The organism is Grimontia sp. AD028 (assembly GCF_000973155.1).
In the GTDB taxonomy this organism is placed as follows: Bacteria; Pseudomonadota; Gammaproteobacteria; order Enterobacterales; family Vibrionaceae; genus Enterovibrio; species Enterovibrio indicus.
Window position 1 is genome coordinate 114,944 of the sequence record NZ_LASY01000054.1, and the last position, 13,664, is coordinate 128,607.

Below are 13,664 nucleotides of genomic sequence, written 5' to 3' on the forward strand. Positions count from 1 at the left end.
TTCTAAGTGTGACCTAAGTCGCATATAAGCCCGCTGTCGCTTTTAGTGATAAATTTGTAACCAATGTGAAATATAGCGTTACTAGGCTTACCAGCAAAAGCAGTAGGTAAGTGAAAGGAAACACTATGAGCGTACGTCAGCGATTGCTGGTGGCATTCACACTTTTTCTCGCGTCAACGATAGGACTTGGCAGTTTGGCGCTGTGGATTTCATCCCGTTCGACCGAAGCGTATTCTGAATACGTGAACGAGCAGCTCCCTGAAGTGTGGGCGCTTTTAGCGCTTGAAAGAGATCATCGGGACCTCTCAACCCTTTCTCAAAAGATTAAAGCTCAGCTCCTGTTCTGGGGCGAAATCACACCGCAGTTTGAGAACTTCCAAGCAAATTACCAAGCGAGCTGGGAGCAGCTCTATCAGCATCCTTCTCTCAGTGAATGGGTTCACGCCAACGCGGAAAACAAAGAGAAAGTTGATGCTTATGTCACTAAGTTATCGCGCGCGATTAAAGACAAAAGCTTCTACGACGCTGGGAGAGTGGTCGACTTTGATTTGTATCCCGCTGTAGACCCAATGTTAGCTGCGATAAGTGAAAAGCTGGCGGAGCGGCGCGAATATGCAAATATTTCTGCAGGTGGATTGATCGCCTTTTTAAAGCAGCAGTCGATGTTCATCATGGCCGCAATTGGTATCGCGATCATTGTCGCCGTGATCTTGATGCTGTGGCTGCATCATACCGTCATCATTCGTATGAATAGGATTTCGACGGCGCTGACCAATATTGATACGGAATCTGATCTCACTGTACGTCTTGAAGACCATTACAAAGATGAAGTGTCAGCGATTGTCCGAGCATCCAATAATTTGCTGGAGAAGTTCAATCATTTCGTCACGCACATACACACCAGAACCGGGGAGTTGGATGAACAATCCGATACGCTCGACGGCCAGAGCCACAGAGTGTCGGACATTAACAAAGACACTCAGTCACAAATCAATGAAGTGGCTCAGTCTTTGACTGTTATGGAAACGGCGACTTCAGACATCGTGTCGGCAGTTAACAACACGCGTGAATGTATCGGCAAAATGGCCAAAGACAATGGTGATCTTCAGGCGCAGATGACCGCGACAGAGAAGTCGATTGCCTACAGTGTTGATTCTGTTGGCAAAGTGGCAATCACGATGGAAACTCTGAGAGCCACCAGTGAAAAAATCTCTGGGGTGACTGATGTGATTGAGTCCATTGCTGAACAAACCAACCTGTTGGCGCTCAATGCGGCTATTGAAGCCGCACGTGCTGGCGAGCAGGGCAGAGGGTTTGCTGTTGTCGCAGACGAAGTTCGTAGTTTGTCGAAACGTACGTCTGAATCGACGGGTGATATTCGGAACTGGATTAACGATCTGATTTCACAGGTTGAAGCTGCAAGCTCACTACTGAGTGAGACGAAGGTGGCGAGTGAAAACAACCAGCAGGCGAGTGTGCAGCTTCAACAATATCTCAGTGAAATGCACCGCACGTTTGAAGGCTTGGAACAACTCAGTGCAGAAGCTGGTGTGGCGCTGACTTCCCAGCATCGTGAGATAGAGCACCTGACAGAGCGAAGAAGGGAGTTGAAGCGCGGAAGCCAGTCATTGACTGATGCCATCAACACCACCAGTCATGTTAGTGGTCAGCTAAGCAGTCAGTCGAGCGAGCTGTCTAAACTTACAATGCAGTTTAAGACCTAAACCAGTCAATAAAGCTGACAAGCCTGCATCAAGCAGGCTTGTTAGTATCAATGAATTTCCCCTGTTGCTATCCAGTCGGTCTAGGGGATTGCTGAACTTCCAGACATGCCTTGGAGATGGCGCTGACCTGACCCTGCAAGCCAGGCTTTTCTGATCGAAATGCACCAGCAAAGGCCGCCGTACCCACTGTGAAGCCTGAGGCACCTGATTGGTATACCGCCTCAATTCGTTCTCGGTTACCGATACTCCCCGCCATGATGACCGGCTTTGATGATGCTTCACATACTCTGCGCATTAACTCGGGTACATCTCCCGAAAAACGGTATGCGAGCAAATCTAATCCGTCGACCCCATCGATAGCTGAAATCTGTTCTGCATGCCTGGCAATGCTATCGACACTGCCACTCAGGATGCTTGGATGTCCCTCTATTTCTCCTGCAAAAGGGTAGTACTTAAGAGGATGGTTTCTCACCAATGGAGCGACCAGTTCCGGCCTGGTTCCACCAAGCAGATAATCGACGTTCAAGGTCATCGCCGCTTTGGCTGAGCGGATTTCACTTTCCTGGTCCAAACTCACCACTTCCAGATAAACAAACGCTCCTGCCTGACGAATGTCCTCAGCCAGCAACTGTAGTTCTTCAAAAGGCAAACCGACATCTTTGAAGCCGATATGTATCGCCCCGCCATCAATTACCTCTTTTACTCTCTCTCGCGCGTCAGGGATGGTTTTGTCGTTCTCTGTCAGCATAAAGATAAAATCAAAGCTCATGATGGCTCTCCTCTGGTTGGTTCAGTGTATCTCTGTTTTTTGATAGTTGATGGGCGCATCGGATAGATGCCAGTAGACTGGAGGGCGAGGCGATGCCTTTACCTGCAATGTCGAAACCTGTTCCGTGATCTGGGCTGGTGCGGATAAAGGGTAATCCAAGCGTGACATTCACGCCTTCATCTAGCCCCATGTACTTCACCGGTATCAGTCCCTGATCGTGATATTGGGCGACGACGATATCGAATCTTCCTTCTCTGGCCTGCATAAACACAGTGTCGCCGGGCCATGGACCAGAGGCATTGATGCCTTTGCGCTTGGCGTATTCGATAGCGGGAGTGATGATATTCTTCTCCTCATCACCGAAAAGTCCGTTTTCTCCCGCGTGTGGGTTTAGACCCGCGACCGCAATGCGAGGAGCCGGAATGCCAAACTGAATACAGGCGTTATGTGCCAGTTCAATCGCACGGCATTGCGCGTTGAAATCAGCCTGCTCTATGGCATTTCGCAAGGAACAATGCACAGTGACGAGCACGGTTTTGATACTGTCGTTTAACAGCATCATAGCCACGTCATCGGCACCGCCGTAATCTGCAAAAATCTCGGTATGTCCGGGATAAGGCACCTTGGCAAGGCTCAACGATTCTTTGTTGATAGGCGCGGTTACCACGCCAGAAACCTCGCCATTTTTTGCTAACTCGATGGCTTTCAAAATGGCTTTAAATGCCACTTCTCCGCTGTCGTGTTGTACCTGGCCTACGCACGGGTGTTTGTCGAGATGACTGCTGAGCAGCAGGTTCACAACGCCTTGTTGATGTCGAGCATCACGAGGGTGAGCGACCACATTTAGCTTCATTTGGGGCTGGTAGATTGCCAATGCAGACTCGATGACGGTGAGGTCTCCTATCACCACGCAACTTGGCAATGGTTCTGAGCTGTTCAGGGCTTTTAGAATGATTTCTGGCCCGATGCCGGAAGGATCGCCCATGGTAATAGCAATCGGTTTTTCATTCGCTAACATGACGTTCTCCTGTGTCGTTGAATCCGAATTGACGGATGGCATTTTTAAGGGAATCAGGCTTGCCAAATCCCCCTGCTTTTATGCCAATAAAAAAAGGTGCTTTTGAATGGGGCAGAACGGCGTGACAAACCGGAAAGCCTTTCTCCAACTGGTGACACAGCGTCATAGTGGTCACGCCAATGCGATCCAAAATAGCGCGGGAAGTCTCACCGCCTGTTGCGATCAATCCGTCATAGCGCGCGTGAGTAATAAGACGAGCCGCTTCGCTTGATAGCTTGTGCAACACGCTTTTTGGGTCTGCATTTTTTGTTGATGGTGCGGCGAGCATAGCGAGCTCATGCGCGTGGGAATTCTGTTCTTCTAAGCCAATGGATGTGCATTCAAGCTGCGCCTTTTGCTGGTGGCTAACTTCGTTTGCACTGCCTATCACCACGAGTAATCTGGAAGCCTTAAAGGGAAACAAACCCTCAGAGGGTTGACTCTCAAGCCTTACGGCCAGCGCTTGAGCCAAGCCTGGCGAGCCGACCCAAAGAATCTTTTCTGGGTTAGGGAAACGGCTAACCAACAAATCTAGTGCTGATTGAGAGTCGGCATCCAGAATGAGCACCTTGTTACTCGTCAATGCCTCATTAACGGCTTCAGAAGAAGCATCACCCGCCAATACCTCGGTATTGCCAATATCTGCGGGAACCAACTCAACAATCGACGATGTGAGCGCAGGGTGAACCGGATCTTTCCCATAACTGGATTCCGAAACAGGAGTGCCATTGACATACTGAATGCCAGCTTTGGTTATGCGCCCAGCGTCCGGAAAGGCGGGGGCGATAACAAGATGCTGTTTTCTACTGGCATCAAAAGCGGCGCGGATCTCCGCTTTGATATGTCCACGCAACGTGGAATCGATAGTTTTGATGATCAGTTCATTTTCTTGCGCATTGTCGGCTGCCTGTTTGGTTATCTCGTAAGCCAACTCTTCGGTCAGACTGCGAGAGTTCGTGTCGATAGAGACAACTTGTGCGCTTGGATTTTGGTGATGATTAAGCACCACTTCGCAATGTTTGCCCTTTTCATAGAAAGGTAAGGCAGCGTCTGCAGCACTTGTTAAATCGTCAGCAATGATGCGTACTTTCATCCTTTGCATACCTCCATTGAAATCATGGGGAAATGCTAAGGCAATGTTGCTCTGACGAATATCGACAATAACTGACAGGTACTGGTGACTTATAATCACCAATATTGCTAGAGTGAAAATGAAATACCGAAGCGTTAAGGAATGACATGAAACGGAGAGACATCCCGTCTTTGGACGACCTACGAGCTTTTGAGGCAGTGGGCAGGCTGGGTTCGGTCAGGGCTGCGGCAGACGATTTGGCCCTCACTCATGGTGCGGTCAGTCGCCGCGTCAGCAAGCTCTCTGAGGACATTCGAGTAAGTTTGTTGGAGCCTGTGGGAAGAGGCGTAAAGCTAACTTCTGAAGGGGAAAAACTGTTTGGATTGATGCAAGGGTTCTTTGAAGACCTTGCCGATACACTAGAAGAAATCCGAACACCAATCCCTTCACCACCTGTGTTGCTATCTTGTGAGCGCTCGGTGGCGATGCATTGGCTTATCCCTCATCTCAGTCAGTTTCAGGATGCGAGGCCAGATATTGAAATCAATCTTTCCGTTGGGGGAGGGCATTTTGACTTTAAGCGGGATGGCATCACGTTAGCGCTTCGACGAATGGATTTCAGTGTTGACCCGCGTTGGAAGGTCGAGCCGTTGTTTGAAGAAGAAATGGGTCCCGTGATGACGGAAAAACAGCGTGAGTTATTTGAACAAGGTGATTACGTTGCCTTGTCCAGTAAAACCCGTCCAGACGCATGGCGAGACTGGTTGGCTCTCTGCCCAGACGCGAAACCTCCTCGCGAATACCGTTTTCTGGATCACCATTTTCTGATGGTTGAATCGGCCGTGAATGGTCTGGGTGTGGCGATATGCCCAAAAGTATTGGCGATCAATGAGCTAAAGAAACAGCGATTAGTTAGCCCTTTGGGTTTTACCAAAGACGGTTCTTACTACGGTTTGTTGTATGAGAGCAACAAGCCATTAAGCAGCGAAGCGGCAGAGGTTAAACGCTGGCTAAAATCTCTTGGAAAGTCTTTAAGCGACGGTTAGTGCATGCTAAACACTGGCACTCGTTAGGACTGTAAACAGGACATATAAACGAGAGCTGGCGTGTATTTTGGTTTTCTATAGTAGGAGGTTGTCGAAAATTTCGTCACTATTGTCTGAGTTGATGCAAACAAGGACGATAACAATGATCAAGAAAATCGCGATAGCAGTAGTCAGCGCAATGATGATGTTGGCAATGCCAGCGAAAGCCAATGTTGATGCATTCGCCACTTGCATGGTGGATTCGTTGAATGGCAAAGAGCGTAAGCAACTGGCGCAATGGGTGTACTTCGCGATAGCGGCGCACCCAGAAATGGCACCTTTCGCGAAAGTGACGGATAAAGACCGATTGGCTTCTGACAAAGTGATGGGGGATTTGGTCAACCGGCTGTTGATTGAAGATTGCTCTGAGGAGTTGGTGGTTGCTTTCAATCAAAACCCATTGGCAGTGAATCAGGCATTCGAGTTTGTTGGTAAAGTCGCCATGCAGGAATTGATGACGAATCCAGAAGTGATGGCAACTATTTCCAATTATGCGGAGCATCTGGATCAAGAGAAATTAAACGGATTGTTGAGCGGGCAATAATCTCATCGAATACGCACCGGAGTTCTCCAAACGGGAAAAGCTGCAGCGACTAATTTTGATTGGTTGCGGCGGCTTTTTGTTGTTTCTAACTGCGCAATTTTGGCTGTTGCCGATGATAGACAACTTCGCCGAACGGCCACATTGCTATTCAGTTTTTGGCATCCAGCTTGTTAACTACTTTTGGTATCTCGTCTTTGTCGGACTTCCTTTATCGATATTCATTCCCGCGATGTTATTAATCCCATCGGGAGTGAAAGGATGGAAGCAGGGCCAGTTCCCGCCAATAGGTACAAAGGTTTTTCGTCGCACACGTATTAAAGTTGGCGTTCAGGGTAAACTGTTCTCTGCGTTTCAAATGCTGCCTGCCATTTTAGTGTTGGCTCTGTCAGTTTGGGGCTACTTTCAGGCTTCAGCACTATACCCAATAGATTTGAGCCAGTTTGACCTGTCTTTATGTGAAAAATGAGCGCCTGCTTCCGCGACGAATAGCTTAACAACGCTAGGATTATCCGTATCTCGGGTTTTGCAGGAAGACATGATGATCCAAGTCCAATGCCACTGCGGCAATGTATCGCTTTCCGCTGAATACCCACCCACAGAAGTGACTCATTGTAATTGCTCGATATGTCGGCGATATGCGGCAGCCTGGTCTTATTACGGGTTGGATGAAGTGAACGTTTCGGTCAGGGGTAGCTCACCCAAAACGTATTGCTGGGGAGACGAAGATATAGAATTCCATTACTGTCCGAATTGCGGATGTGTTACCCACTATGTCACTACGCCCAAATGTGCAGCCAAAATTATTGCCATCAACATGCGAATGGCCGATAAACATACGCTCGAAAACCTTCCCGTTCGATACGTCAATGGTGCCAGTTTCTAGCTCAACCATTCTCTCTTTTTAGTCATTTCATTAAGAAATCTGTGTGTGAATGCATGTTCATATTGAAAATTTTTCAAACTTTTTAATTGTTATAAAACATTGAGATAGCATTCAATTTGGCACAAGGCTTATTCGTCTGCGAAATATTCACGAAAATGCTTGGGTCTGTTTGGGGGAGTTAGACATGCGTCTTAACCTCAAGGTAACCGAACACCCGTGAATGGACAATTTGTCGGTTACCCAACCTACAAATACTGGAGTACAGACAATGAATAAGATTGAAAAGAGCGCCACTTTCGCATCAGTAGCACTGGCAGTAGCAATGAGCGCAAGCGCGTTTGCCGCAGAAGCACCAGCAGGCAGCACCGGCGCTGCAATCGGTGCTGGCGACAAAGTTCACTGCTACGGTATCCACTCTTGTAAAGGCCAGTCAGACTGTAAAACTGCCGAGCACCAGTGCAAAGGTCAAAACGCTTGTGGCGGCCACGGTTTTAAAGCGATGAAAGCGAAAGAATGCCTTGATCAAGGTGGCGTGATCTCTGATCTCTAATTGATTGCCTGGAGTGAATGAAATGACTTCTAGCTTTGGACTGGGTTTACGCACTCAGCATTACAACGAGTTTCTGAATGCACGACAACCTGTCGATTGGCTGGAAGTCATTTCTGACAACTTTATGGTCAATGGTGGTAAGCCATTGGCCATACTGGACCGCATCCGCGCCGACTACCCGATGACCATGCATGGTGTTTCCATGTCGATTGGTTCGGTGAATGGCTTGGATGAAGACTATCTCAAACGCCTCAAGGCGCTAGAGCAACGAATCGAACCCATGTGGGTTTCCGATCACCTCTGCTGGGGCGGCGTCCACGGATGCAAGCTTCACGATTTAATGCCATTGCCATTCACGCAGGAAGCGCTGGATGTGGTGGCGAGAAACATTCACCACGCTCAAGATGTTTTGAAGCGTCCGTTGGTGGTAGAGAATGTATCCAGCTATGTGGAATTTAAAGATTCGGAAATGACTGAATGGGAATTTCTGAGCGAGATTTGCAATGCGACGGGCTGTCAGCTTTTGCTGGATATTAACAACATCTATGTCAGTGCCTTCAACCACGGGTTCTCAGCGTTTGAATTTATTGACGGTGTACCGAAAGAGCACATTTGCCAGTTCCATCTCGCCGGCCACCAAAACAACGGCGACCACCTGATTGATACCCATGATCATCCGGTTTGTGCAGGTGTGTGGGATTTGTATGAATACGCGCTAACCCGCTACGGCAATGTACCGACCATGATCGAACGTGACGACAATGTGCCACCTTTAGCAGAATTGTTGGACGAGTTGGATATTGCCCGAAAAATCGCAGGAGATGTTCTGAAAACGGAGGGTGCAGCATGAGTCTTCAATCCCTTCAGGACAGCTTCCAAACTATCGTGCTTAGCCAGCAATGCACTGAGGCTGACTGGGTAAACGAGAGGGAAGGCAGCCTACCATCAAAAGATCGCTTGGCGATTTACTACAATGCTTACCGAATCCGACTTATCGATGTGTTACGCGACAACTTTGAACATACCGCGGTTTACCTAGGCGATGATTGGTTTAACCAACTGGCTGCGGACTACGTGCAAACCCACCCTTCGACTTACAACAACATTGGCTATTACGGTCACTTGTTTGCCAAGTTTATCGCTAAGCAGCTGCCGGATGATCTGGAGGTGGCAGAATTGGCTGAACTGGATTGGACGCTGAGAAGAGCGTTCGACGGTGAAGACAGTGATGTGCTGACAATGGAAACACTGCAGGTAAAGGCAACCACTGATCCGGAAAATATCCAATTGTTTGCCGTACCGACACTGACCTTAACCACACATACCTGCAATACTCTCGACATCTGGCATGCCATCGACAAAGAAGAAACACCGCCAACCGTTACGCCATTACCTCAATCCGTTGATGTACTGATTTGGCGAAAAGGGCACTCTCCACATTTCCGAAGTGTTTCGCCATTGGAATCTGCTGCGATCTCGATGATTCAAACAGGAATTAACCTCAATAACCTAGGCGCTCAATTGCAAGCGCAATTTCCAGATGTGGATGTGTCGGTTGAGTTTGGTCAAATGCTGCATCGTTGGATTGCGGATGAGGTTCTCATCGCATAGGTTTTTTCTCAATAACTATTGAATTTGCAAACCACATCATGAAGCTTCTACTGTGTATTTTCTAACTGAATTGATTCATGCCAAAACAGTTAAAAGATACCGATACATAGCAGGAGTTTGTGTTGTTACCCCAACCTCAATTAGAAACCAAAAGACTCGTCCTTCGTCCTTTCACCCAGAGCGATAGCGACATTGTCGCTCAATTAGCGGGCGACAAACGCATTGCGGATATGACCGCCAATATTCCCCATCCTTACGAATTGAACATGGCTGAGTCTTGGATAGCCGCTCATCAGGCCAAATGGGAATCAGGCAAGGGGGCTGTTTATGCGGTCACATTGAAAAGCGATCAACAGCTTATCGGTACCGTCAGTTTTCCCAGCATTGAAGAGGGCGTAGGCGTTTTAGGGTACTGGATTGGCGTACCTTACTGGGGAAATGGCTATGCTTTTGAAGCTTCTCGTACGCTGGTAGATTTTGCGAAAGAACACCTCGGCATGAAGTACTTGGAAGTCATGCACCTTGAAGAGAATCAGCAGTCCCAGTCTGTTATTCGCAAACTGGGTGTGGAGTATACCGACACACGAACCAATCGCATGCAGGGCAAAGAACGTCGAGTGAAGTATTACCGTTCTAAACTCTAGCCGCGCTATTAGACATAAATCGGCAACGCCCCACGGTCTTTCACTTTACGAATCGCGAGCTGTGTATGAATGTCTTTTACGTTTTGTAGGCATTGCAGTTTACGGGTGAATTGCTCGTAGCCGGAGAGATCTTTGGCAACCACTTCCAGTAGGTAATCATAAGCACCAGACACCACGTGGCAGCTGACGACTTCCTGCATATCACCAATCGCTTGTTCAAAATCATCAACCGAAGTCACCTGATGGTTGTTCAGGCTGACTTCCACAAACATGGTCATGGCGATGCCGACTTTATCCCGCGTTAACGAAGCGTGATAACCCGCCACAATCTTTTCTTTCTCCAGCCTTTTAATACGTCTTGCGCAAGGGGAGGGGGAAAGACCAACTAAATCTGCAAGTTCTGCTGTTGTCAGTCTCGCGTCCTTTTGCATCAGCTCTAGAAGCTGTTTATCAATACGATCCATGTGTTCGCGCTTTTATTAATCAAGAACGATGTAAATATTAGCGGAAACCATCAATCTTTGTGTAATTGATATAAAAAGTTGCCAACTAACGCTAATCGCTGTGCCAGATAATAGCCATTCAACATCAAGGACAGAGATGAACAGTGATGGCTTCGAACGCAGAAAACGGAACGACACAGAGTAAGACGACAGGTTATTTGTCGATGATGGCAACGCTATTGGTTTGGGCAGGTTTTTTTCTCTCTCTAAAAGGTGGCGCGAACTCCGATTTGCTGCCTGCTGATCTGGCACTCATGCGCTTCCTGGTTCCTGCACTGTTACTGACTCCTTTTGTCTATCAGGCACGAGAGCAAATCGTAGCTATTCCGGCCAAATATATGCTGGGTATGTTTGTCGGAAGCGGGCTACCGTATCTTCTGGTGGCAAGTAACGCGATGCAATATGTCCCAGTCTCTCACGGCAGTGCGCTCGTGCCGGGTACCTTACCTTTGTTTGTCACCGCCATTGCTGTGCTCTTTTATCAGCAACCATTAAGCACACACCGCAAACTTGGACTTGCTGCAATCGCGATAGGCACGGCTCTGTTTCTCATAAGCAACATAAGCAGTTCCGAGGGGGCTTATGATTGGGCGCAGTCCAAAGGACATCTTCTGTTCCTTTTGGGCAGTTTGATGTGGGCCATTTTCACGATCAGTGCGCGGGTGGCGAACCTGAATGCTCTCGCTTGTTCTGGCGTGTTGGCCATCATGTCTTGTTTGGTTTTGTTTGGGGCAGTCAGTCTTGGATGGCTGCCGAGCATACTCCATCAAACCCCAGTATCACATTGGCCATGGCAGCAAGTGTTTACCCATACCTTGTTGCAAGGTGTCGGGGCAGGGATAGTGTCGTCTTGCACTTATCTGTATGCCGTTAAACAACTCGGCGCAGAGCGAAGTGCGGCATTCGGAAGTGCGACACCGGTGATCGCGACTTTGCTGTCTATTCCCATCTTCAACGAAGTGCCGGATGCAATGACTATGTCCGCGCTGGGGTTTGTTTGCGTCGGGAGTTTGGTGGCAAGCAATATTTTTATGAAAAACGATACGTCATTGAACTATCAACCACCTATGTATCAAAAATAATACGTAATAAACAGAAAACTAGATAAGAATAATTAGTCGATTAAAGTGTGCTTGAAGTGATTATTAGAATCCATAAAACCAAATATATAGTGAATTTCATATGATTGATATCTTGGGTAGTCATGCTGCTTTCTAACATAATTATCAAATCAATATATTTAGATTCTTATTGTCTCAAAAGTGAATCGCAGAATATCATTTTGAGTGTGGTTTCATAATTCCCGATGCTGATACGGCGTCTCATATTTAAAGGTATATGGCACTTGTAATATTTTTGAGGGAATTATGGACAATATCTGTAAAGGACTACGAATTGGAACTGCGCTGGTAACACTGGTTTCAGGTGCGGCTTTGGCTGAACCACCAAGTAAAGCGATACTGGAAGGTTTTATCACTCGTGGCGATGTCGATAAATCGATTGGCGAAAGAGAAGGTTATGATAAGCCTGGTAAGGAAGATAAAAACAAGCCTACTGATTGGGCAAAGTATGTAGACGGTGTGGTGATTCAGGCTGAGTGGGCGACTCTCGAACCTGAAGATGGCGTTTATGATTTCCAATTGATTGAAGACGCCTTGAATGACATCAAAGACTATAACGAGGCTAATGGTGTGAATTTGGGCGCTAAGTTAAGAGTGTTTGCTGGCCAGTATAGCCCAGACCATATCTTGGATAACCCGGATATCGGGTCGACTTACGTTGCCTATGCTGAGGTAGGAAAAGGTCGAGATGGTAACTTGCCACACTTCTGGAAAGATGCGTTTCTAGACAAATATAAGGCCTTACATCAAGCACTTGCTGAAGAGTTTGATGCTAAGCCAGAAAGCGATGAAGACCATGTGCGCAATGAAATTCTCAGAGAGGTTTCAATTACCGCCTGCATGATGAAAAGTGCTGACATGCACCGTGCAGAGAATGGCGACAACTATGTGGATCGTAACGATGGCTTAACGAATATCGGTGTACTGATGTCTGCCGGGCTGACGTTCGAAGAAGACTTTAGTTGCCAGAAAAAGCAAATAAACATCGTTGCAAACGCATGGGAAAACACATGGGTATCTGTTGCTCGCGCTCACTTCAATGACTATTCAAACCATGCAGGGATTGCTCCGCCAGAGGGTGAAAAACTGACGGAAGACTGGCCGCTTGCTAAGGATAAAATGAGAAAAATTGTCAATACGTGCCGAAAAAATGATAACTGCATTATTGGCAACAACAGTTTGGAACATAAAGAAACTAAAGATAACAATGCCGCATTCTTTGATGACACCAATGCGATCTATTATGTTGCCCAAAACTATTTAAATGAGGGAAAGAAAAAAGCCCCTGTCTATTTCCAAACTGTCGTGAAAGTTCAGAGTGATGAAAACGACAATGAAACGAAACTGCATCGAGTCATTGAAAGCGCGATGGAAGCATCTGATGTAAGCATGATTGAGCTTCCGACTTTGAAAGCGTTAAAACAATACAAGGACGGATACCTTTCTGGTAATAAAATGCAGACAGTCAGGAGTGAACTGAAAAAATAATTCATTCCAGTTAGTCTCCTCAGCATAGGCGACTTCGGTCACCGAGCTAGTATACCGGCAGTTAACAACCAGGTTATCTGCCGGTATGTTTTTGGTATTGTACAAATTGGCAATCTTTTCCACTGACTTCAAAACCAAGTTTTTCGAACAGGGCAATGGAACGAACGTTGTCATTATTGATATCAGCGATCAACGCCTTAACACCCACTGAGCCAGCAAACTCAAACAGAAGCGGCAATGCTTCAGACATCAAACCCTTGTTCCAGTGAGCAGCGTTTAATAAACAACCGACTTCGCATTCAGAGCGGTCTTCGCTGAAACTATGCAATCCGCAGGTCCCAATGACTTTGTTTGAAGCCTTTTCAACCATCGCCCATTCAAAGGATTCCTCTGTGGCTTCCAATCGAGCCACGCTTTCAAGCATTTGATGAACCATTTTAATTGAGGTGAACACAGGGTCAGACGCAAACTCCATGACTTGCTCGTTACCATAAATCTCAAACAAATCGTCGACATCAGAGTGAACGATAGAGCGCAATACTAGGCGATGGCTGGATAAAACGGGCTTCATCAAATCTCGAAGAGGGCTTGATAGGTGGGTGGATATCAAAAA

General features: G+C 47.2%; 15 protein-coding genes. 10 read left to right on the forward strand and 5 right to left on the reverse strand.

The window, feature by feature from the left end; all coding sequences use genetic code 11:
* The first annotated feature begins 125 nt into the window (after positions 1–125).
* A complete protein-coding gene (locus tag RN22_RS12580) occupies positions 126–1,724 on the forward strand; it encodes a methyl-accepting chemotaxis protein (protein WP_046304724.1) in 1,599 nt (532 codons plus the stop codon).
* Positions 1,725–1,791: 67 nt separating this feature from the next.
* Here the strand turns inward: RN22_RS12580 and RN22_RS25145 are convergent, their stop codons facing one another.
* From RN22_RS25145 to RN22_RS12595, 3 genes are read right to left on the reverse strand one after another with little or no spacing between them, the layout of a single operon-like run.
* Positions 1,792–2,493: a 4-hydroxythreonine-4-phosphate dehydrogenase gene (locus RN22_RS25145; RefSeq protein WP_046304726.1), complete on the reverse strand. Its 702-nt coding sequence runs from the start codon at positions 2,491–2,493 to the stop codon at positions 1,792–1,794.
* Positions 2,483–3,511 carry a 4-hydroxythreonine-4-phosphate dehydrogenase PdxA gene (gene pdxA, locus RN22_RS25150; RefSeq protein WP_046304729.1) on the reverse strand — a complete coding sequence of 343 codons (1,029 nt, stop codon included), beginning with the start codon at positions 3,509–3,511 and terminating at the stop codon, positions 2,483–2,485. The genes RN22_RS25145 and pdxA overlap by 11 nt, the downstream gene beginning before the upstream one ends.
* Positions 3,498–4,643, reverse strand: coding sequence for a four-carbon acid sugar kinase family protein (locus tag RN22_RS12595; protein WP_052737535.1), 1,146 nt, complete (start codon positions 4,641–4,643; stop codon positions 3,498–3,500). The genes pdxA and RN22_RS12595 overlap by 14 nt, the downstream gene beginning before the upstream one ends.
* A gap of 146 nt (positions 4,644–4,789) precedes the next feature.
* Between RN22_RS12595 and RN22_RS12600 the strand changes: the two genes are divergently transcribed.
* The 7 genes from RN22_RS12600 to RN22_RS12635 all read left to right on the forward strand — a co-directional run bounded on the left by RN22_RS12600 (position 4,790) and on the right by RN22_RS12635 (position 9,939).
* Entirely contained in the window at positions 4,790–5,668 is an 879-nt protein-coding gene (locus tag RN22_RS12600; RefSeq protein WP_046304732.1) for a LysR substrate-binding domain-containing protein, read from the forward strand.
* Between the two features lie 142 nt (positions 5,669–5,810).
* The gene (locus RN22_RS12605; protein ID WP_046304734.1) at positions 5,811–6,251 is read left to right on the forward strand and encodes a hypothetical protein; all 441 of its coding nucleotides are present in this window, start codon (positions 5,811–5,813) and stop codon (positions 6,249–6,251) included.
* 535 nt (positions 6,252–6,786) lie between these two features.
* On the forward strand, positions 6,787–7,134 hold the full coding sequence (locus RN22_RS24715) for a GFA family protein (protein WP_369700098.1): 348 nt from the start codon (positions 6,787–6,789) through the stop codon (positions 7,132–7,134).
* 268 nt (positions 7,135–7,402) lie between these two features.
* The gene (locus tag RN22_RS12620) at positions 7,403–7,684 is read left to right on the forward strand and encodes a hypothetical protein (RefSeq protein WP_002538044.1); all 282 of its coding nucleotides are present in this window, start codon (positions 7,403–7,405) and stop codon (positions 7,682–7,684) included.
* A gap of 22 nt (positions 7,685–7,706) precedes the next feature.
* On the forward strand, positions 7,707–8,534 hold the full coding sequence (locus RN22_RS12625; protein WP_046304741.1) for a DUF692 domain-containing protein: 828 nt from the start codon (positions 7,707–7,709) through the stop codon (positions 8,532–8,534).
* On the forward strand, positions 8,531–9,295 hold the full coding sequence (locus tag RN22_RS12630) for a DNA-binding domain-containing protein (protein WP_046304743.1): 765 nt from the start codon (positions 8,531–8,533) through the stop codon (positions 9,293–9,295). The genes RN22_RS12625 and RN22_RS12630 overlap by 4 nt, the downstream gene beginning before the upstream one ends.
* A gap of 122 nt (positions 9,296–9,417) precedes the next feature.
* Positions 9,418–9,939 carry a GNAT family N-acetyltransferase gene (locus tag RN22_RS12635; RefSeq protein WP_046304746.1) on the forward strand — a complete coding sequence of 174 codons (522 nt, stop codon included), beginning with the start codon at positions 9,418–9,420 and terminating at the stop codon, positions 9,937–9,939.
* An 8-nt stretch (positions 9,940–9,947) separates the two neighbouring features.
* Here the strand turns inward: RN22_RS12635 and RN22_RS12640 are convergent, their stop codons facing one another.
* The gene (locus RN22_RS12640) at positions 9,948–10,403 is read right to left on the reverse strand and encodes an Lrp/AsnC family transcriptional regulator (protein WP_002538050.1); all 456 of its coding nucleotides are present in this window, start codon (positions 10,401–10,403) and stop codon (positions 9,948–9,950) included.
* A gap of 146 nt (positions 10,404–10,549) precedes the next feature.
* Between RN22_RS12640 and RN22_RS12645 the strand changes: the two genes are divergently transcribed.
* On the forward strand, positions 10,550–11,524 hold the full coding sequence (locus tag RN22_RS12645) for a DMT family transporter (protein ID WP_046304748.1): 975 nt from the start codon (positions 10,550–10,552) through the stop codon (positions 11,522–11,524).
* 285 nt (positions 11,525–11,809) lie between these two features.
* A complete protein-coding gene (locus RN22_RS12650) occupies positions 11,810–13,051 on the forward strand; it encodes a hypothetical protein (protein ID WP_046304750.1) in 1,242 nt (413 codons plus the stop codon).
* Positions 13,052–13,124: 73 nt separating this feature from the next.
* Here the strand turns inward: RN22_RS12650 and RN22_RS12655 are convergent, their stop codons facing one another.
* On the reverse strand, positions 13,125–13,622 hold the full coding sequence (locus RN22_RS12655; protein WP_046304752.1) for a GNAT family N-acetyltransferase: 498 nt from the start codon (positions 13,620–13,622) through the stop codon (positions 13,125–13,127).
* Between the last annotated feature and the right edge of the window lie 42 nt (positions 13,623–13,664).